This window comes from uncultured Oscillibacter sp., assembly GCF_910584465.1.
In the GTDB taxonomy this organism is placed as follows: Bacteria; Bacillota; Clostridia; order Oscillospirales; family Oscillospiraceae; genus Oscillibacter.
Window position 1 is genome coordinate 21,698 of record NZ_CAJUBK010000006.1, and the last position, 19,573, is coordinate 41,270.

A 19,573-nucleotide genomic window follows, 5' to 3' on the forward strand; every position below is an offset into this window, starting at 1 on the left:
CCTCGACGGCGGCAGGGTCCTGTGGTATACTGTACCCATCTCCAGAAAGGAAGTATCTCATCATGTGGGCTGAAAAAAGCGTATTCTACCAGATCTATCCCCTGGGCTTCTGCGGCGCGCCGAAGGAGAACGACGGCGTCTGCGTGAGCCGCATCGCGAAGATCGCCGACTGGGCCCCCCATATCCAAAAGCTGGGGGCCGACGCCCTCTACCTCTCTCCCATCTTCGAAAGCGACACCCACGGCTACGACACCCGCGACTACCGCAAGATCGACTGCCGCCTCGGCACCGGCCGGGACTTCGCCGCCGTCGTGGAGGCCCTCCACGCCCACGGCATCAAGGTCGTCCTGGACGGCGTGTTCCATCACGTGGGCCGGGGCTTCTGGGCCTTCCGGGACGTGCGGGAGAAAAAGTGGGACTCCCCCTACAAGGACTGGTTCCACATCCGCTTCGACGGCGATTCCAACTACCACGACGGTTTCTGGTACGAGGGCTGGGAGGGGCACTTCGAGCTCGTGAAGCTGAACCTGCAAAACCCCGCCGTGGTGGACCACCTCCTGGACTGCGTCAAGTCCTGGGTGGACCGGTTCGACATCGACGGCCTCCGGCTGGACGTGGCCTACTGCTTGGACCCGGACTTCCTCCGCCGCCTGCGCCGGTCCTGCGACGCCCTGAAGCCCGAGTTCTTCCTGGTGGGCGAGACCCTCCACGGGGACTACAACCGCTGGACCGGCGACGGCCTCCTCCATTCCTGCACCAACTACGAGTGCTATAAGGGCCTCTGGTCCAGCCTGAACTCCATGAACCTCTTCGAGATCATCCACAGCCTCAAGCGCCAGTTCGGTCCGGAGCCGTGGACCCTCTACAAAGGCAAGCACCTCCTCTGCTTCGCGGACAACCACGACGTGACCCGCGCCGCCAGCATCCTGACCGAGCCCCGTCACCTCCCCCTGCTCTACGGCCTGCTGTTCGGCATGCCCGGCATCCCCTGCCTGTACTACGGCAGCGAGTGGGGCGCGCCGGGAGAGAAGTCCCCGGGGAACGACGACGCCCTCCGTCCCGCCTTCGAGCATCCGGAGTGGACGGAGCTGACGGACCAGATCGCCGCCATGGCGAAGGCCCACAAGGAGAGCGACGCCCTGTGCTATGGCGACTTCAAGGACCTCGTCCTCACCAACCATCAGGCCATCTTCCAGCGCCGGACCGACAAAGAGCGGGTGCTGGTCGCCGTCAACGCCGCCGGCGCCCCCTACACGGCCCACTTCGACGCGGGCTGCGGCCAGGCCGTGGACCTCATCACGGGGGAGCTCCACGACTTCGGCGGGGGCAGCGAGCTGCCGCCTTACAGCGTGGCATACTGGAAGTGCGAGACTGTATAGATACTTTATAAAAGTTATTTTACCCGCCAGGGCCCCGGCTCCGGCGGGTCTCCTTTCCCCTCCAGTCCGCTCCAGATGCTCCGCTTCTCCCCCGCCGGGAGCAGGACGAACTCGTCCTTCCGGAAGCGGATCAGCCCCTCTCCCTGCATCAGGCTCAGCTCATGGGACAGGGCGCTACGGTCCACGCAGAGGAACGCCGCCATCTCCTCCCGGGAGAAGGGGATCCGAAAGGCGCTGGTCCCCCGGCGCTCCGCCTGCATGGTGAGGTAGATCAGCACCCGGTCCCGCAGGCCCCTCTGGGAGAGGATCGCCAGCCGGTAATGCTTGCGCAGGTCGTCGTCGGACAGCACCCGCAGCAGGGATCGGCAAAGGACCATCCGCTCCTCCTCCGCCAGGGCCCCCGGCTCCAGCAGGAGGTCCCCCGGGAACTGGAAGATCCGGACCGCGCTCCCCGCCACGGCATAGTAGGGCGAACGGCGGCTGCGGGTGGCGATCAGATCCGCCGCCGCCAGGGATCCCGGCCCCAGGGCCTCCATCAGGCTCCTGGTCCCGTCGGCGAAGATCTGGCAGATCTGCACCCTCCCCCGGAGGACCACGGCAAACCACTCCACCCGGTCCCCCGGCGCGATGAGGACCGCCTGCTTCTCGAACTCCCGGAGCTTCCCCCGGGGCACGATGTCCCGCTCCAGCGTCTCCGGCGGCAGATCCCGGAACAGGCGGCAGGTCTTCAAGATCGACAGCGGCGTATCCAAGATGCTCTCCCCTTTCCGGCGTTTTTGGAAATTATAACACAAAAAAGTTGTCAAGACAACATCTTTTCCGGCAGGGGCCCGTTATAATCGGGTACAGGAAGGACACCGCCAGGGAAGGGAGGGACCGCTATGCGGGACAGCCACGGCAGACACATCACCTATCTCCGCCTCTCCGTCACGGACCGCTGCTCCCTCCGGTGCCGGTACTGCATGCCCGCATCGGGCACCGCCAAACGGGACCGCGCCGGCATCTGCTCTGTGGAGGAGCTGGTGGGGATCGCCGCCGCCGCGGTGGACTGCGGGATCCGCAAGATCCGCCTCACCGGCGGGGAGCCTTTGGTCCGCCGGGACATCCTGGACATCTGCCGGGGAATCGCCGCCCTGCCCGGGGTGGAGGAGCTGTGCCTCACCACCAACGGCCTGGCCCTCCCCGGATCGGCGGAGGCCCTCAAGGCCGCGGGCGTCGCCCGCCTGAACATCAGCCTGGACACCCTCCGGCCGGACCGCTACGCCTACATGACCCGGACCGGCCGCCTGGAGGACGCCCTCCGGGGCCTGGAGGCCGCCGGGGAGGCGGGCTTCACCGGGACGAAGCTGAACGTGGTCCTGATGGAGGGCTTCAACGACGATGAGATCCCCGCCTTCGTGGACCTGGCCCGGCGGTATCCCATCGAGGTCCGCTTCATCGAGCTGATGCCCATCGGCGAGGGCAGGAACGCCCGCCCTCTCCCCGCCCAGGCGGTGCTGGATGCCTGTCCGGACCTCCGCCCTGCCTGGGACCGCGGCGTGGCCCGGCGCTACCGCCCGCCCGGCGGGCAGGGGCTGGTGGGGCTCATCGAGCCTATGAGCCGCCGCTTCTGTGCCCAGTGCGACCGCATCCGGGTGACGGCGGACGGGAAGCTGAAGCCCTGCCTCCACTCCGGCCAGGAGATCCCCCTCCGGGGCCTCCACGGGGAAGCCCTCCGGCGGGCCATCGAGGACGGCATCGCCGCCAAGCCGGAGCATCACCACATGACCGAGACCGGCCGCAGCGCCGCGGGCCGGGACATGAACCAGATCGGAGGCTGAACCTATGGAACTGACCCACATCGACGAGCAGGGCCGGGCCCGGATGGTGGACGTGACGGAGAAAGCCGCCTCCTCCCGCACGGCCCTGGCCGAGGGGCGGATCTACATGGCCCCTTCCACCGTAGCGCTGATCCGCACCGGCGGAGGGCCCAAGGGGGACGTGCTGGCCGTGGCCCAGGTGGCGGGGATCATGGCCGCCAAGCGGACCCATGAGCTGATCCCCATGTGCCATCCGCTGGCCCTGACGGGGGTGGACATCCGCTTCACCCTGGAGGAGTCCGCCGTCCATATCCGGGCCCAGGCGAGATGCAAAGGCGAGACCGGCGTGGAGATGGAGGCCCTGACGGCGGCGTCCGCCGCGGCGCTGACCATCTACGACATGTGCAAGGCCGTCCAGAAGGACATGGAGATCGGCGATATCCGTCTCCTGCGAAAGACCGGCGGGAAAAGCGGAGACTTTATAAATGAATTTATGTAAGGAGGGGGCCGCCGTGGCGCAGGTCGTATCCGTCAACATCAGCGAGGAGAAGGGCACCGTGAAGCGGGAGGTCCCGGAGATCCGATTGAAGCTCCGCCACGGCATCGTGGGCGACGCCCACGCCGGGGACTGGCACCGGCAGATCAGCCTCCTGGCGGAGGAGAGCGTGGACAAGATGCGCGCCCTCCTGCCCCAGCTGCCGCCGGGGGCCTTCGCCGAGAACATCGACACCCGCGGCATCGAGCTCAAACGCCTCCCCGTCGGGACCCGGCTCCGGCTGGGAGAGGCGGTCGTAGAGGTGACGCAGATCGGCAAGGAGTGCCACAGCGACTGCGCGGTCAAGCAGGCCACCGGGACGTGCGTCATGCCCACCGAGGGGATCTTCGCCGTCGTGGTGCGGGAGGGGGCCGTCCGCAGGGGGGACCCCATCGAGATCGTACAGGAGGCGGAAGCATGAAACGGATACGCACGGAGGAGGCCGTGGGCCACGTCCTCTGCCACGACATGACCCAGATCGTCCCCGGCAAGTACAAGGACGCCCGCTTCCGCAAGGGCCATGTGGTCCGGGAGGAGGACATCCCCGTCCTGCTCTCCATGGGCAAGGAGTCCCTCTATGTCTGGGAGATGGTCCCCGGCATGGTCCACGAGGACGACGCCGCCGAGCGCCTCTGCGCCCTCTGCCGGAACGAGCACATGGACCGCTCCGCCGTGAAGGAGGGGAAGATCGAGCTCACCGCCGCCATCGACGGGCTCTTCCGGGTGGACCGCGCCCGGCTGGACGCCGTCAACGCCCTGGAGGACATCATGATCGCCACCCGCCACGGGGACACGGCGGTCCGCCGGGGCGACAAGCTGGCGGGCACCCGCGTCATCCCCCTGATCGTGGAAGACGAGAAGCTGCGGCAGGCCGAGGCCGCCGCCGGGGACGCGCCCCTCCTGGAGCTGCTCCCCTGGAAGCTGAAGACCGCCGGGATCGTCGCCACCGGCAGCGAGGTCGCCAAGGGCCTGATCCAGGACGCCTTCACCCCGGTGGTGGAGCGGAAGCTGGCCGCCTTCGGCATCGAGACGGTGGAGCGCCGCCGCCCCGGGGACGACATGGAGGCCGTGGCCAACGCCATCCTGGAGGTCCGGGCCGCGGGAGCGGACCTGATCCTCTGCACCGGCGGCATGAGCGTGGACCCGGACGACAACACGCCGGGGGCCGTGAAGCGGAGCGGGGCGGGCATCGTCACCTATGGCGCGCCGGTGCTGCCGGGGGCCATGTTCCTGCTGGGGTACTTCGAGGACGGGACCCCCGTGATGGGCCTCCCCGGCTGCGTGATGTACGCCAAGCGCACGATCTTCGACCTGATCCTCCCCCGCGCCGCCGCCGGGGTGCGCGTCACCAGGGCGGACATCGCCGCCATGGGCGAGGGCGGGCTGTGCCTGGGCTGCGAGGTCTGCACTTACCCCAACTGCGGGTTCGGGAAGTAAGAAGATATCTTTTATAAAGTATATTTGAAAGAGAGGCCGTCATGAAGAGGCTCCTTCTCATCCTTTCGATCCTGCTCCTCACCGCCTGCGGCGGCTCCAGGGACGTGGAGCTGACGGTCTTCGCCGCCGCCTCCCTCCAGGAGACGCTGACGGAGGCCGGGGAGATCTATCAGGAGGATCACCCCGGTATCGCCCTGGTCTTCAGCTTCGACTCCTCCGGCACCCTCAAGACGCAGATCGAGGAGGGCGCGGTCTGCGACCTCTTCCTCTCCGCCGGACAAAAGCAGATGGATCAGCTGGACGCCGCCGTCGCTCCCGCTGTGGACGCCGAAGCCCCGGAGGAGGCCGGAGAGGGAGGTCTGGATCTCATCCTGTCGGACACCCGGGTGGACCTGCTGGAGAACCAGGTGGTCCTCGTGGTCCCGGAGGGCGGTCCCGCCGGGATCCGCAGCTTCGACGAGCTGTGCGGGGCCCTGGAGGCCGGGACCGTCCTCCTGGCCATCGGCAACCGCGACGTGCCTGTGGGCCAGTACACGCAATCGATCTTCGCCTACTACGGCCTGGACGAGGCGTCCCTGGCCGCCGCCGGGACGCTGACCTACGGTTCCAACGCCAAGGAGGTCACCGCCCAGGTGTCCGAGGGATCGGTGGACTGCGGCATCGTCTACGCCACCGACGCTTTTTCCGCCGGGCTGGAGATCGTGGACACCGCCACGGAGGAGATGTGCGGCCCGGTCGTCTACCCCGCCGCCGTGATGAAAGATACCGCCCATCCCGATGAGGCCCTGGACTTCCTCACCTGGCTGGGCGCAGCCGGCGGAGGCATACCCGTGTTCGAGAGCGCGGGCTTCACCGGGATCGGCCGGTAAAACGGGAGGACCGCCATGGACTGGTTTCCCCTTTACAATTCTATCCGCGTCTCCGCCATCTCCACGGTCATCGTCTTCTTCCTCGGCATCTTTTCGGCGTATCATACCGCCAAGGCCCCCCGTGTGCTGAAAGGCGTCCTGGATGTGGCCCTGACCCTGCCCTTGGTCCTGCCGCCCACGGTGGTGGGGTATCTGCTCCTGCTGGTCCTGGGGCCGAGGCGGGCCGTCGGCTCCTGGTCCCTGGAGACCTTCGGCCTGCGGCTGACCATGACCTGGTGGTCCGCGGTCTTCGCCGCGGTGGCGGTGAGCTTCCCCCTGATGTACCGCACCGCCCGGGGGGCCTTCGAGTCCTTCGACGAGACCCTGGCCCAGGCGGGGCGGACCCTGGGGCTGAGCGAGACCTTCATCTTCTGGCGCGTCCGGATGCCGAACTGCCGCCAGGGCATCCTGGCGGGGACGGTGCTGGCCTTCGCCCGGGCCTTGGGGGAATATGGGGCCACGTCCATGATCGCCGGGTACACCCCCGGGCGGACCGCCGTCATCTCCACCACCGTCTACCAGCTCTGGCGCACCGGAGAGGACGCCCTGGCCCTGCGGTGGGTGCTGGTGGACCTGGCGGTCTCCGCTGTGGTGCTGCTGGCGGTGGACCTGCTGGAGCGGAAGGAGGGACGGCCATGTCCCTGACGGTGCGGATCCAGAAACGCTACGGCGGGTTCCGGCTGGACGCGGACTTCTCCGTGGAGAGCGGCGGGGCCCTGGCGCTGCTGGGGGCCTCCGGCTGCGGGAAGAGCGTGACGCTGAAGTGCATCGCCGGGATCGACCGGCCCGACCGCGGGCGGATCGAGCTGGACGGACGGGTCCTCTTCGACCGTGACGCGGGGATCGACCTGCCGCCCCAGCGGCGGCGGATCGGGTTCCTCTTCCAAGACCACGCCCTGTTCCCCAACATGACGGTGGAGCGGAACATCGCCGTCTGCCTGCGGCATCTGGAAAAAACCAAGCGGATCGAGCGGACCCGTGAGCTCCTCTCCATGCTCCGCCTGGAGGGACTGGAGCGGCTCCACCCCCGGCAGCTCTCCGGCGGACAGCGGCAGCGGGCGGCCCTGGCCCGCATCCTGGCGTCGGATCCCCGGGCCCTCCTGCTGGACGAGCCCTTCTCCGCCTTGGACAGCTATCTGAAATGGCAGCTGGAAGAGGAGCTCCGGGACGTGCTGGACCGCTTCCCCGGCCCGGTGCTGTGGGTCAGCCACGACCGGGGGGAGGTCTTCCGGAACTGCCGCCGGGTCTGCGTGCTGGAGGGCGGACGTTCCTCCCCGGCGGTGGGGATGGAGGAGCTGATGACGGCCCCCGTCACCGTCAGCGCCGCCCGGCTCTCCGGGTGCGGGAGCTTCGTCCCCGTCCGCCCGGGGCCGGGGCCCGGACTGGTGGAGGTCCCGGATTGGGGCGTGACGCTCCGTTCCGCCGCCCCCTGGCGGGAAGACGCCGCCACCCTGGGCGTCCGGGCCGGATGCGTCCACCCGGCGGGACCGGGGGAGGAGAACGCCTTCCCCTGCCGGGTGGTCCGGGCGACGGAGGACCTATCCTCGATGCGGATCTCCCTCCGCCCGGAGGGAGCGGGGCCCGCATCCCCCGTGCTTTGGATGGAGCTCCCCAAGGACGCCTGGGCGGCCCTCCCGGACCAGGGCCGCCTCCTGGCGGCGGTCCGGCCGGAAGATCTGATGCTTTTAAGATAGGAGGGGTCCTCATGTATACAGCCGCAGTCCTGACGGTCAGCGACCGCTGCTCCCAAGGCCGGCGCTCCGACGAGGCGGGCCCCCTGGTGGCCTCCCTGCTGGCGGGAGCGGGCTATCGGGTGATCGAGACGGCCGTCGTCCCGGACGAACGGCCCAAGATCGAAGCCGCCCTGGCGGAGCTCTCCGACCAAAAAGGCGCCGCCTTGGTGGTCACCACCGGCGGCACCGGCTTCTCCCCCCGGGACGTGACCCCGGAGGCCACCGCCGCCGTCTGCGGCCGCATGGTCCCCGGCATCCCGGAGGCCATGCGGGCGGCATCCCTGGCCGTCACCCCGCGGGCCATGCTGTCCCGCGCCGCGGCGGGCATCCGGGGCGGGACGCTGATCGTCAACCTGCCCGGCAGTCCGAAAGCGGCCCGCGAGAACCTGGAAGCCGTCCTCCCCGCGCTGGAGCACGGGCTGAAGATGCTCCTGGGCGGTCCGGCGGACTGCGCCGCGCTCCCTTGAAAGACCGGGGCCCTGCAGCGCCCCCGGCGCATGGAGGCCCTCTGCGCCCTTTCGAACGAACGTGGACGGCCGGACCTCCGCGGGCCCGCCGGCCTGGCCGGAGCGGCGGCAGCGCCGCCTATACGGGATCGAAAGCGCCCTCCCGGGAGGCCGGGAGGACGCTTCGGCCTGTCGAAAACGTCTTTTCGACAGGCCGAGCAAGTTTTCAGAACTTTTTTGAAAGTTCTGAAAACTTTTTATTGAAAACGAAAGGGACCCTTCCTGGGTCCCTCTCGTGACTCTCTTCCTTCCCGTCGAGGAAGTCTCCTCTACTTTTTCGACACTCTGAAGCGCCCTCCCGGTCTCCCGGGAGGGCGCGTATCTATATATTTTATAAATGTGATGGGCACCCGTGGGACGCCGCACCCGCCGCTTCCCGCCGGAGGGCCCGCTCATAGATCAGCTCCCCCGTGATGCTGACGGCGATCTCCTCCGGCGTCACCGCCTTGATGGCCGTGCCGATGGGGGTGTGGACGCTCCGAATCGCCTCCTCCGAGATCCCCGCCTCCCGGAGGCGCCGGTCCACATAGGCCGTCTTCGCCCGGGAACCCATGACCCCCACATAGGCCAGGGGCCTCCGCAGGAGCTGCTCCTCCACCTCGAAGTCGTGGCTGTGGCCGCTGGTCATGACCACGGCGCAGTCCTCTGCCGTCAGCTCCAGTCCGCCGGCGATGTCCGTGTATGCGTGGCAGACCACCGTCTCCGCCTCCGGGAACCGGGCGGGGCCGGCGAACTCCGGCCGGTCGTCGAACACCGCCACCCGGAAGCCCACGCTCCGCAGCACCGGGACCAGGGCCAGGGCGCAGTGCCCGCCGCCGAAGATCACCACCCGCTCCCCCACCGGCAGGGGCAGGATCAGCCGCTCCCCGTCCCAGGCCGGAGCGGCCGGGCCCTCCTCCAGCAGGGCGGGCGGCCTGTCCGCCTCCAGGGCCAGCCAGCCGCTCCGATGGACCGCCAGCCGCTCCAGGGCCTCTCGGGCCAGGGCCCGCCAGGGCCCGCTGTCATGGGGGATGGATTGGAGGAGCACCGTCTGCTCCCCGCCGCAGACGGAGTCCAGCTCCCCGCCGTGGCGGAGCTCCAGGCGGCGCAGGGCGGACCGCCTCTCATGAAGCAGCTCCGCCGCGAAAGCCAGCGTCTGGGCCTCCCCCGGCCCGCCGCCGATGGTCCCGGCCTCCAGGCCGGACCTCCCCGCCAGCAGCTGGGCCCCGGCCCCTCGGGGCGTGGAGCCCTGGGCGGAGACGACGGTCGCCAGGACGGCGTCCTGCCCGTCCTCCAGCAGGGCCAGCAGTTTTTCGAAGATCGTCCGCATAGCGGCGCTCCTTTCTTATCGAGGCGAAGATCCGAACGCTACGTCCTGCTCAGCTTCCCGGAAAGCACCAGCTCCCGGGTCAGGGGCACGTCCTCCGGCAGCTCCACGGTGATGGAGTGCCACAAGGGCGCGCCATGCTTGTCCTCCTGAGCCTCGTGGTGATAGTGCACGGAGACCGTATGGACCGGGGTCCTGGGGGACAGCTCCTCGTAGAGCTCCATGGCCCGGTCCGCCATGGCCGACCGCATGGCATCCTCATCTGGCACTGGGGCGCTGTCCTTGTCCCTGAAGTCTATGCGGATGCCTACCACCGGCTCCTCCGGGTCCCCGGGCGTCCATTTGGCCCACCAGAAAGCCATGTGGCCGTTGACCTCCGGGCTCTCGGCGATGCCCAGCTCCTTCCGCAGGACCGTCTCCCGGCGCTCGTCCTCCACCAGCCCGGATCTCAGGTCGTAGCCCAGGGAGCGGCGGCCGCCTTCCTTCAAGGTGAAGTCCAGGAAATAGCCGCTGCACACGGGATCGTACTTGGCCCAGGGCCCCTCCGGCGACAGATCCGGGTAGACCTGGGCGGCATAGGTCCGCAGCTGTGCGGCAGAGACCAGGTTCCCCAGTACCGGGAACCAGCCCACGCTCCCGCTCAGCAGGGCGAAGGCCGCGAGGAGCGCCAGCAGCAGCGCCGCGCCGCCCAGGATCTTCGTTCGTTTCATGTCCATCATCCCTTCCTTCCTGCCGCCCGGTCAGCCCCCCGAAAGGAGGGGCCACGCCGCCCAGGACAGCGCGTATAAGACATAAACGTGCGCGGGATAGAACAGGTAGAAGAACGTCTTCGGCCCCCGGCCCCGCTCTCCATTGTAGCACAGCATCAGGACCGCCGCAAGGGCCCCATACCACTCATAGGCCGTGGTGAACATCATCGTCCAATGGAAATCCGGGGACTGGGAGAACACCAGCAGAGGATAAAAGAAGTAATAAAGCACCGTGAAGCCCGCGAAGACGCCGGCCTGGACCCTCCGGTCCTTTCGGAAGCCATACAGCAAGATCCCCGTGAGGATCGTGCCGATAGTGGCGTCCGGATTCGAGTTCCACATGGGCAGGAACGTATACCCCAGGACGGACAGGGGCATCTGGAGAGCGGGGACCATCCCCATGAGCATACTTGCCAGGACCGGCCACGCCAGGGGCAGGACCACCGCCGCCAGCCCCGGTCCCCAGCGCTTCTCCCTCAGCCAGTCCATGCCCTGGAAGACCACCATCAAAATGGCGAAGGAGGTCATCATGCCGTTCATGGGATAGAAGCCGTCGGGCCGGACCGGCAGGAGGCCGGCTATCATCAAAAACAGCAGACCGGACATCAGCAGATGTATGAAATATACTTTTATAAAGTACTTTCTTCTATCATGGGTGTGGGCGAAGCCCTCCGTCAAGCAGAACAGGAACAGCGGTGCGGACAGCCGCCCCAGCATACTGAACCAGTCCGGCACCCGGCCCGTGTAGGCGAACATATAGTGGATGTGATCCAGGACCATCAAGACCAGGGCGATCCATTTCAGTGCCGTGGCGCTGAGGCCCCTCGTTCTTAACCCCTCCATGCGTGCGCTCCCTTTCATTCGTATTATTGAGTTGGTACAATAGTATAATAATACGATCTTGCGGAGAAGTCAAGCGAAAAAAAGCCCCGCGCCCGGTCAAGGACCGGGCGCGGACAGAAGGAAGGTGGAGTTCCTCCCGGGGGCTGGCTCAGCTGACGCTGGGACCCTTGGAGCGGATCACGAACAGCGCACCGATCATCAGCACGATGCCGATGGGCAGGCCCAGCAGACCGGGCAGGCCCGCGCTGACCAGGATGCCGGCGATGAGGTAGGTCACGCCGGACACCACCGCGCAGGTGATGGCATAGGGCAGCTGGGTGGAAACATGGTTCACGTGGTCGCACTGGGCGCCCGCGGAGGCCATGATGGTGGTGTCGGAGATGGGGGAGCAGTGGTCGCCGCAGACGGCGCCCGCCATGCAGGCGGAGATGCAGACGATGGCCATGGGGTCGTCCATGGAGAACACGTTCTGCACGATGGGGATCAGGATGCCGAAGGTGCCCCAGGAGGTGCCGGTGGCGAAGGCCAGCAGGCAGCCGATGGCGAACACGATCAGGGGCAGGATGATCTGGAGGCCCTCGGCGGAGGTCCGGACGAAGTCACGGACGAAGAACTTCGCGCCCAGGGAGTCCGTCATGTTCTTCAGGCTCCAGGCGAAGGTCAAGATCATGATGGCGGGGACCATGGCCTTGAAGCCCTCGGGGATGCAGCCCATCATCTCCTTGAAGCTCATGGATCTGCGGATGAGGTAATACGCCAGGGTGAACACCAGCGCGAAGGCGCTGCCCAGCATCAGGCCCACGGAGGCGTCGGAGTTGGAGAAGGCGGAGATGAAGCCCTCGCCCTCGAAGAAGCCGCCGGAGTAGATCATGCCGATGACGCAGCAGACGATCAGCACCACCACGGGCAGCACCAGATCCAGCACGGTGCCCTTGCCCGCGGGGGCGTCGTCCTCAGCGCCCGCGTAGGGGTTGGAGCCGGAGAAGAGGTCCCCCTTCTCCCGGGCGTTCTTCTCGTATCTCGCCATGGAGCCGAACTCGATCTTCATGACGATCATGCCCACCATCATGACGATGGTCAGCAGGGCGTAGTAGTTGTACGGGATGGCCCGCAGGAAGAGGTTGAACCCCTGGCCGTCCTCGGCGAAGCCCGCCACGGCGGCGGCCCAGGAGCTGATGGGGGCGATGATGCACACCGGGGCGGCGGTGGCGTCGATGATGTAGGCCAGCTTCGCCCGGGAGATGTTGTGCTTGTCGGTGATGGGCCGCATGACGCTGCCCACGGTGAGGCAGTTGAAATAATCGTCGATGAAGATCAGCACGCCCAGGAGCACGGAGGCCAGCTGCGCGCCGACGCGGGACTTGATGTGGTCCTTGGCCCAGCGGCCAAAGGCGGCGGAGCCGCCCGCCTTGTTCATCAGGCACACCATGGAGCCCAGGATGATCAGGAAGATCAGGATGCCCATGTTGTAGCTGTCGGTGACGGAGGCCACGATGCCGTCGTTGAACACATGGAGGATGGTGCCCTCAAAGGCGAAGTTGGAGTACAGCAGGCCGCCCACCAGGATGCCCACGAAGAGGGAGGAATAGACCTCCTTGGTGATCAGGGCCAGGGCGATGGCGATGATGGGGGGGATCAGGGACCAGAAGGTGTTGTAGAAGGGACTGGGGGACTCCACATAGCCCACATATCCGCTGTCCGCGCAGGTCTCGCAGGGCACGGCCTCCAGATCCTCGGACAGGACGACGCCGGAGGCGCCGCAGTCGGGGCACTCGATGTACTTGGTGCCCGCCAGCTCCGTGGGGTCCTCGCCCGCCGCCAGGGCGGGGACGGTCATGACCGCGCACAGCAGGAACACGACGGCCATCAGCGGCAGGAACCGCCTTCTCAGGGTTCTCATAGCTCTCTCTCCTAAAATGAAAAATGGAGTCATGACAGCTTGTCATGACTCCATACCGTACACACGGACCGGACGGATCCACGACAGCGCTCCACCTCCGAAGAGGTGACAGTCCGCGGGATGTTCTCACCGCGGCCCGGCCCCGGATCCCTCAGGCGGGATGACCGAGACCTCGGCGGAAGCCCCTTCCCCCCTCCCCGGTTCCTGAACCTTGGGGAGGCGTACTCTTGACTTCCGCGCCTCTATCATGCTGGCCCTTATTATAGTAGCCTGTCCCCAAATGTCAACCATCTTTTCAAAATTTCCCCCAACTTTTTTGGGCCGCTCCCCCGGGGGATCGGGGCCCCCGGCGGCGGAGCGTCCCGCCTGTCCCCGGGGAGCTCCGCCGCCTTTGCGCAGTTTGCCCAGCCCCCGCCCCGGCCCTTCCCGCCGTCTAGGGCAAAACGACGATTTTCCGAAAAGCGTTTGACATGGGACGCGGAGATGCTACAATAAGACAATACGCACCCTGCGTAAAACGAACGATCGAAAGCCCCAAGGAGGCGAAAAGGATGAAGTTTTCCAGCAGATGCGAGGCTTGCAGCCTCTCCCCCATCCGGAAATTCCACCCCTATGTGGTGGCGGCGGAGGCAGCGGGCCGGCGTGTCCTCCACCTGAACATCGGACAGCCTGACGTGGAGACTCCCAAGGCATTCTTCGACGCCGTGCGGGGCTTCAGCGACTCCGTCCTGGCCTACGCTCCCGCCGCCGGCGTGGACGTGTACCTGGAGGCCGTGCGGGACTATTATCAGGGGTTCGGCGTCTCCCTGGCGCTGGAGGACATCCTGGCCACTTACGGCGGCAGCGAGGCCCTCCAGCTGGCCGCCGCCTGCATCCTGGACGACGGGGACGAGGTCCTGGTCCCGGAGCCCTTCTACCCCAACTATGACACCTTCATCGGCGTCACCGGCGGGAAGATCGTCCCCATCCCCACCTCGTCCGAGGAAGGCTACCGCTACGCCCGCCGGGAGAAGATCGAGCCCCTGATCGGCGGACACACCAAGGCCATCATGATCACCAACCCCGGCAACCCCACCGGCGCGGTCCTCACCCACGAGGAGCAGCGGGTCCTGGTGGACATCTGCAAGGAGCACGGCCTCTTCCTCATCAGCGACGAGGTCTATCGGGAGATCATCTACTCCGGGAAGAAGCTCAGCTCCCTGCTGGAGTTCGAGGACGCGGCGGAGAACATCATCGTCACCGACTCCATCTCCAAGCGGTTCTCCTCCTGCGGCGCCCGGGTGGGCGCGCTGATCTCCCGGAACAAGCGGTTCATGGAGCTCGCCATGAAGATCTGCCAGGGGCGCCTGTGCGCCGCCACGCTGGACCAGGTGGGCGCCGCCGCCATGTATAAGGCCATGACCCCGGACTACCTGTCCGCCGTCCGGGACGAGTACGCCCGGCGGAAGGACGCCCTGGTGGCCGCCCTGGCCAAGCTCCCCGGCGTCACCCACAGCTCCCCGGAGGGCGCGTTCTACATCATGGCGACCCTGCCGGTGGACGACGCGGAGAAGCTGCAGTACTTCCTCCTGGAGGAGTTCGAGGACCACGGCGAGACCGTCATGTACGCCCCCGGCGAGGGCTTCTACGCCACCCCCGGCAAGGGCCGGAACGAGATCCGCATCGCCTACGTCACCGCTCCCGCCGAGCTGGCCCGGGCCATCGAGCTGCTGGGCCTGGGCATCGAGGCGTACAAGCGGAAGACCGGCAAGTGAACAGGAGGCCGTCATGATCCGTCACATCGTCATGTGGAAGTTCCGCCCCGGCACCGAGGCGGAGCAGGAGGAGTTCCTCCGCGGCCTCCAGGCCCTGCAGGGGGTCATCCCCCAGCTCCTGCGGAGCGAGGTGGGCCGGAACGTGGCCCCGGGGAACTATGACGCCGTCCTGGTCAGCGAGTTCCGGAGCCTCGAGGACCTGGAGATCTATAAGGACGATCCCCGGCACCAGGCGGTCTCCGCCCTGTGCAAGTCCATCCGGGAGGACCGGACGGCCGTGGACTATGAGGTCTTATAAAGCCCCGACGGGATCGAAGGACGGGAGCGCTGTGTGATCACAGCGCTCCCGTTCCACCGTTCCAAGGGGGGATCCACACCTATCTCAGCAGGGCCTCCAGATCCCCGTGCTGGATGGCCCGGATGTTTTTCGACAGCTTCTCCAGGGGCCAGTCCCACCATCTCAGCTCCAAAAGCGCGTCGATGGTCTCCTGGCCGAACCGCCGCCGGATGGGCCTCGCCGGGACCCCGCCCACGATGGTATAGGGCGGCACGTCCCTCGTCACCACGGACCGGGCGCCGACGATGGCCCCGTCGCCGATGGTCACGCCGGAGAGGATGACCGCCTCATAGCCGATCCATACGTCGTTGCCGATGACGATGTCTCCCCGCTTGTCCCAGGCTTCCGTCACCTCCATCCCGTGGCCCCACTCCTCATAAAAGATGGGGAACACGTAGGTGGACAGAGAGCCCATGGCATGGTTGGCACTGGTCATCAGGAACTTCGCCCCGCAGGCGATGGAGCAGAACTTCCCGACGGTCAGCTTGTCGCCGTTGACGGGGTAATGGTAGAGGACGTTGTTCTTCTGGAAGTCCCTGGGGTCGTGGACGAAGTCATTATAGATCGTGAAGTCGCCGACCTCGACGTTCGGGCCTTGGACGGCCTCCTTCAAATAGATCGTCTGGCAGTCGTTCCCCCTGGGATAGCTCTTTGTTGGATCCGGGATCGTCATAAGATCTTCTCCTTTGTCATTTGACGTTATTTTATACGATCCCGGCCGCCGCGATACAGCGCTTCACCCGCACACCACTCCTCCCCTTCGCGCCTCCTTTTATCGTCCTTACTTTTATAAAGTATCTTTAAATCCGTTTTCCCCTTTCAGCTCCGAAGCAGCGCCGTCCGCACATCCAGCTTCCCGTTTTCCAGGGTCACGATGCCGTAAGTAGGGCGGGAATAATCCCCGATGCTGCCGGGGTTCAGGAACAGCGTCTTCCCCCGCATATCCACCAGGGGCTTGTGGGTGTGGCCGAAGAGGAAGAGATCCAGATCCTTCTCCTTCGCCGCCGAGCCCGCCGCCGTCAGGGACTGCTTGACGCCGTAGGTATGTCCGTGGCACATCAGCACCCGTTTGTCCCCCAGGGACAGCACCTGCTCCGCCGGCTGGAAGGCCCGGAAGTCACAGTTGCCGGGGACCTGCTCGAAGGGCAGGTCCGGGTAGCGGTCGTGGAGCCGTTCCCCATCCCGCCAGCAGTCCCCCAGGTGGAGGATCATCCGGGGCGTTTCCCGCTCCACCGCCTGGAGCATGTTGGAGATGTTCCCATGTGAATCTGAAAGGACCAAGACCTTCATCGTGATACTCCTTTCCCCGGCGGACATGTGTCCCGCGCCGGTCGGATCTCCCAGATCTGGATAGATCTTAGTAAAGATCAGTATAGGACACTCATTTCCATATTGCAATCATCCGGGCAAAAAATTCAAACTTTATTTAAAAATGCCAGACGATCTCATCCAAAAGGTTCCATGTTTTTCCTTTTGCCCCGCCGCGGCCCTCCCGGCGGGGCCTGAAAAAAATTTTCGACGATGGGGAAAAATCTCTTGACAACAGGAGTTAGTCGTGGTAAACTCCGGAGCTGTAGGAAGGAGTTAACTGACGCTAACTCCCATTCCATACCGATCGGAGGTCATACTATGATGCCGCTTTCCATGGCAAGGACGGGCGAGACCGTCACCATCCGCAAGATCACCGGCAGGGACGAGGTCCGCCAGCACCTGGCGGAGCTGGGCTTCGTGACAGGCGGCGATATCACGGTCGTCAGCGAGATCCGAGGGGACCTGATCCTCCAGGTGAAGGACAGCCGGGTCGCGCTGGACCGGAGCATGGCCAACCGCATCATGATCTGAGGAGGAGACAGGATGAAGACATTGAAGGACGCCAAAACAGGCCAGACCGTCACGGTGGTCCGGCTCCATGGAGGGGGCCCGGTGAAGCGCCGCATCATGGACATGGGCATCACCAAGGGCGTGGAGATCTTCGTGCGGAAGCTGGCCCCCCTGGGCGACCCCATGGAGCTGAACGTCCGGGGCTATGAATTGTCCGTGCGGAAAGCCGACGCGGAGATGATAGAGGTCGTCTGAACCGCCTCTATTTTTTCGGGCCGGGAGTTAGTCTTGGCCAACTCAAAAAGGAATGGAGGACATGAGGAGCTATGGACATCAAGATCGCGCTGGCGGGCAACCCGAACTGCGGCAAGACCACCCTGTTCAACAGCCTGACCGGCTCCAGCCAATACGTGGGCAACTGGCCCGGCGTCACCGTGGAGAAGAAGGAGGGCAGGCTCAAGGGCCATAAGGACGTGGTCATCCAGGATCTGCCCGGCATCTACTCCCTCTCCCCTTACACCCTGGAGGAGGTGGTGGCCCGGGGCTACCTGGTGAACGAGGAGCCCGACGCCATCCTCAACATCGTGGACGGGACCAACATCGAGCGGAACCTCTACCTGACCACACAGCTGATCGAGCTGGGCCTGCCCGTGGTCGTCGCCGTGAACATGATCGACCTGGTGCGCAAGGGCGGCGTCCGGATCGACCTCGAAAAGCTGGGCAAGGCCCTGGGCTGTGAAGTGGTGGAGATGAGCGCCCTGAAGGGCGAGGGCGGCATGGAGGCCGCGGAGCGGGCCGTCGCCGCGGCCCGGGCGAAGGAGGCCGGGGAGCCGCCCCGTGTCTTCACCGGCAGCGTGGAGCGCGCCCTGGCCCACATCGAGGGATCCATCCAGGGCAAGGCGGACGCGCGTTACCTCCGCTGGTACGCGGTCAAGCTCTTCGAGCGGGACGAGAAGGTCCTGGAGGAGCTGGACCTCGACCCCGGCCTGAAGGCCCATCTGGAGGGGCATATCGCCGGCTGTGAGGAGGAGCTGGACGACGACGCGGAAAGCATCATCACCGACCAGCGGTACTCCTACATCAGCTCCGTCGTGGCCAAGGCCGTGAGAAAGGGAGCGGCAAAGGGCAGCCTGTCCGCCTCCGACAAGATCGACCGGATCGTCACCCACCGGGTCCTGGCCCTGCCGATCTTCGCGGCGGTCATGTCCTGCATCTACGCCATCGCCATGGGCGGTCTCACGCTGACCGTCGGAGAGGCGGAGATCCCCATCTCCATCGGCACCGCCGGGACCGACTGGGCCAACGACGTCCTCTTCGGCGAGTGGGTCCCCGGCCTGTTCGACCGCCTCCTGGGCGCGCTGAGCGTGACCGAAGGCAGCGTGCTGTACGGCCTAATCCAGGACGGCATCGTGGCCGGCGTAGGCGCGGTGCTGGGGTTCGTGCCGCAGATGCTGGTGCTGTTCTTCCTGCTGGCCATCCTGGAGGACGTGGGCTACATGGCCCGGGTCGCCTTCATCATGGACCGCATCTTCCGCCGCTTCGGCCTCTCCGGCAAGAGCTTCATCCCCATGCTGGTGGCCACCGGCTGCGGCGTCCCCGGCATCCTGGCCTCCCGGACCATCGAGCAGGACCGGGACCGGAAGATGACCATCATGACCACCGGCTTCATCCCCTGCGGGGCCAAGATGCCCATCATCGGCCTGTTCGCGGGCGCGGTGTTCGGCGGATCCGTGCTGGTGTCCGTCTCCGCCTTCTTCATCGGCGTCGCCGCGGTCGTGATCTCCGGCATCATGCTCAAAAAGTTCAAAGCCTTCGCCGGGGAGCCCGCGCCCTTCGTCATGGAGCTGCCCGCCTATCACGCGCCCTCCATGGGCAATGTGCTCCGGGCCACCTGGGAGCGGGGATGGTCCTTCATCAAGCGGGCGGGGACCGTCATCCTCCTGAGCTCCATCGTCCTCTGGGCCCTCATGGGCTACGGCGTCGTGGACGGGGCGCTCCAGGCCGTGGAGGATAACAACGACTCCCTGCTGGCTGCCATCGGCAGCGGCGCCGCCATCCTCTTCGCCCCGCTGGGCTGGGTGGGCGATATGGCCTGGAAGGCCGCTACCGCCACCTTCACCGGCCTGATTGCCAAGGAGGAGGTGGTCAACTTCTTCGGCGTGGCCTACCACTACACCGGGGAGGCGGACCTGATGGAGGACGCCAGCGGCATCTACGCCGCCGTGAGCGCGGACTTCGGCGCCATGGCCGCGTACAGCTTCATAATCTTCAACCTCCTCTGCGCCCCCTGCTTCGCCGCCATGGGCGCCATCAAGCGGGAGATGAACAACGCCAAATGGACCGCCGCGGCGATCGGTTACATGTGCGGCTTCGCCTACGCGGTGTCCCTGATCGTGTTCCAGCTGGGCGGGCTGGTCACCGGCGAGGCCAGCTTCGGACTGGGCACCGCCGCGGCGCTGGCCCTGCTGGCGGGCATGGTGTACCTGCTGGCCCGCAAGGGCCAGCAGGGCGAGGCGGAGCACCGCCGCCTGACCTCCGTGGCCGCCATGCGGTCGTGAGGAGGCCC

21 protein-coding genes and 1 riboswitch are annotated in these 19,573 nt (G+C 66.3%); of the genes, 14 read left to right on the forward strand and 7 right to left on the reverse strand.

Annotated features, from left to right (window positions below; all coding sequences use genetic code 11):
- The first annotated feature begins 62 nt into the window (after window positions 1–62).
- Window positions 63–1,379 carry an alpha-amylase family glycosyl hydrolase gene (locus QZ332_RS03080; protein ID WP_295762199.1) on the forward strand — a complete coding sequence of 439 codons (1,317 nt, stop codon included), beginning with the start codon at window positions 63–65 and terminating at the stop codon, window positions 1,377–1,379.
- 14 nt (window positions 1,380–1,393) lie between these two features.
- Here QZ332_RS03080 and QZ332_RS03085 read toward each other — a convergent pair whose 3' ends face one another.
- Window positions 1,394–2,131: a Crp/Fnr family transcriptional regulator gene (locus QZ332_RS03085; RefSeq protein ID WP_295762200.1), complete on the reverse strand. Its 738-nt coding sequence runs from the start codon at window positions 2,129–2,131 to the stop codon at window positions 1,394–1,396.
- A 129-nt stretch (window positions 2,132–2,260) separates the two neighbouring features.
- Between QZ332_RS03085 and moaA the strand changes: the two genes are divergently transcribed.
- Genes moaA through QZ332_RS03125 form a run of 8 tightly spaced genes read left to right on the forward strand, consistent with a single transcriptional unit; the run spans window position 2,261 to window position 8,258 of the window.
- Entirely contained in the window at window positions 2,261–3,199 is a 939-nt protein-coding gene (gene moaA, locus QZ332_RS03090; protein ID WP_295762203.1) for a GTP 3',8-cyclase MoaA, read from the forward strand.
- Between the two features lie 4 nt (window positions 3,200–3,203).
- Window positions 3,204–3,677, forward strand: coding sequence for a cyclic pyranopterin monophosphate synthase MoaC (gene moaC, locus QZ332_RS03095; RefSeq protein WP_295762206.1), 474 nt, complete (start codon window positions 3,204–3,206; stop codon window positions 3,675–3,677).
- A 13-nt stretch (window positions 3,678–3,690) separates the two neighbouring features.
- On the forward strand, window positions 3,691–4,134 hold the full coding sequence (locus QZ332_RS03100) for an MOSC domain-containing protein (RefSeq protein WP_295762290.1): 444 nt from the start codon (window positions 3,691–3,693) through the stop codon (window positions 4,132–4,134).
- A complete protein-coding gene (locus QZ332_RS03105; protein ID WP_295762209.1) occupies window positions 4,131–5,150 on the forward strand; it encodes a molybdopterin-binding protein in 1,020 nt (339 codons plus the stop codon). The genes QZ332_RS03100 and QZ332_RS03105 overlap by 4 nt, the downstream gene beginning before the upstream one ends.
- Before the next feature lie 41 nt (window positions 5,151–5,191).
- Complete coding sequence (gene modA / locus QZ332_RS03110; RefSeq protein WP_295762212.1) at window positions 5,192–6,019, forward strand: molybdate ABC transporter substrate-binding protein; 828 nt, start codon at window positions 5,192–5,194, stop codon at window positions 6,017–6,019.
- Window positions 6,020–6,034: 15 nt separating this feature from the next.
- The gene (gene modB / locus QZ332_RS03115; protein ID WP_295762214.1) at window positions 6,035–6,703 is read left to right on the forward strand and encodes a molybdate ABC transporter permease subunit; all 669 of its coding nucleotides are present in this window, start codon (window positions 6,035–6,037) and stop codon (window positions 6,701–6,703) included.
- On the forward strand, window positions 6,694–7,752 hold the full coding sequence (locus QZ332_RS03120; RefSeq protein ID WP_295762217.1) for a sulfate/molybdate ABC transporter ATP-binding protein: 1,059 nt from the start codon (window positions 6,694–6,696) through the stop codon (window positions 7,750–7,752). Before modB ends, QZ332_RS03120 begins: the two co-directional genes overlap by 10 nt.
- An 11-nt stretch (window positions 7,753–7,763) precedes the next feature.
- The gene (locus QZ332_RS03125) at window positions 7,764–8,258 is read left to right on the forward strand and encodes a molybdenum cofactor biosynthesis protein B (protein ID WP_295762219.1); all 495 of its coding nucleotides are present in this window, start codon (window positions 7,764–7,766) and stop codon (window positions 8,256–8,258) included.
- A 370-nt stretch (window positions 8,259–8,628) separates the two neighbouring features.
- Here QZ332_RS03125 and QZ332_RS03130 read toward each other — a convergent pair whose 3' ends face one another.
- From QZ332_RS03130 to QZ332_RS03145, 4 genes are all read right to left on the reverse strand, one after another.
- Complete coding sequence (locus QZ332_RS03130; protein ID WP_295762221.1) at window positions 8,629–9,606, reverse strand: XdhC family protein; 978 nt, start codon at window positions 9,604–9,606, stop codon at window positions 8,629–8,631.
- Between the two features lie 38 nt (window positions 9,607–9,644).
- Window positions 9,645–10,313: a hypothetical protein gene (locus QZ332_RS03135; RefSeq protein ID WP_295762223.1), complete on the reverse strand. Its 669-nt coding sequence runs from the start codon at window positions 10,311–10,313 to the stop codon at window positions 9,645–9,647.
- 30 nt (window positions 10,314–10,343) lie between these two features.
- Window positions 10,344–11,195: a TraX family protein gene (locus QZ332_RS03140; protein WP_295762225.1), complete on the reverse strand. Its 852-nt coding sequence runs from the start codon at window positions 11,193–11,195 to the stop codon at window positions 10,344–10,346.
- A 148-nt stretch (window positions 11,196–11,343) separates the two neighbouring features.
- Window positions 11,344–13,095 (reverse strand): Na+/H+ antiporter NhaC family protein, encoded by a 1,752-nt coding sequence (locus QZ332_RS03145; RefSeq protein ID WP_295762227.1) that lies wholly within the window; start codon window positions 13,093–13,095, stop codon window positions 11,344–11,346.
- Between the two features lie 76 nt (window positions 13,096–13,171).
- Window positions 13,172–13,348: riboswitch (Lysine riboswitch) on the reverse strand.
- Between the two features lie 298 nt (window positions 13,349–13,646).
- Here QZ332_RS03145 and QZ332_RS03150 point away from each other — a divergent pair.
- A complete protein-coding gene (locus QZ332_RS03150) occupies window positions 13,647–14,849 on the forward strand; it encodes a pyridoxal phosphate-dependent aminotransferase (protein WP_295762229.1) in 1,203 nt (400 codons plus the stop codon).
- A 13-nt stretch (window positions 14,850–14,862) separates the two neighbouring features.
- Window positions 14,863–15,147 carry a Dabb family protein gene (locus tag QZ332_RS03155; protein ID WP_295762231.1) on the forward strand — a complete coding sequence of 95 codons (285 nt, stop codon included), beginning with the start codon at window positions 14,863–14,865 and terminating at the stop codon, window positions 15,145–15,147.
- Between the two features lie 79 nt (window positions 15,148–15,226).
- Here QZ332_RS03155 and QZ332_RS03160 read toward each other — a convergent pair whose 3' ends face one another.
- Window positions 15,227–15,859, reverse strand: a complete 633-nt coding sequence (locus QZ332_RS03160; protein WP_295762233.1) for a CatB-related O-acetyltransferase — start codon at window positions 15,857–15,859, stop codon at window positions 15,227–15,229.
- A gap of 146 nt (window positions 15,860–16,005) precedes the next feature.
- On the reverse strand, window positions 16,006–16,476 hold the full coding sequence (locus QZ332_RS03165; RefSeq protein WP_295762235.1) for a metallophosphoesterase: 471 nt from the start codon (window positions 16,474–16,476) through the stop codon (window positions 16,006–16,008).
- A 339-nt stretch (window positions 16,477–16,815) separates the two neighbouring features.
- Between QZ332_RS03165 and QZ332_RS03170 the strand changes: the two genes are divergently transcribed.
- The 3 genes from QZ332_RS03170 (at window position 16,816) to feoB (ending at window position 19,565) form a co-directional block, all read left to right on the forward strand.
- Window positions 16,816–17,028: a FeoA family protein gene (locus QZ332_RS03170; protein ID WP_295762236.1), complete on the forward strand. Its 213-nt coding sequence runs from the start codon at window positions 16,816–16,818 to the stop codon at window positions 17,026–17,028.
- Between the two features lie 12 nt (window positions 17,029–17,040).
- A complete protein-coding gene (locus QZ332_RS03175; RefSeq protein WP_295762238.1) occupies window positions 17,041–17,262 on the forward strand; it encodes a ferrous iron transport protein A in 222 nt (73 codons plus the stop codon).
- A gap of 71 nt (window positions 17,263–17,333) precedes the next feature.
- On the forward strand, window positions 17,334–19,565 hold the full coding sequence (feoB, locus tag QZ332_RS03180; protein ID WP_295762239.1) for a ferrous iron transport protein B: 2,232 nt from the start codon (window positions 17,334–17,336) through the stop codon (window positions 19,563–19,565).
- Window positions 19,566–19,573: the final 8 nt, after the last annotated feature.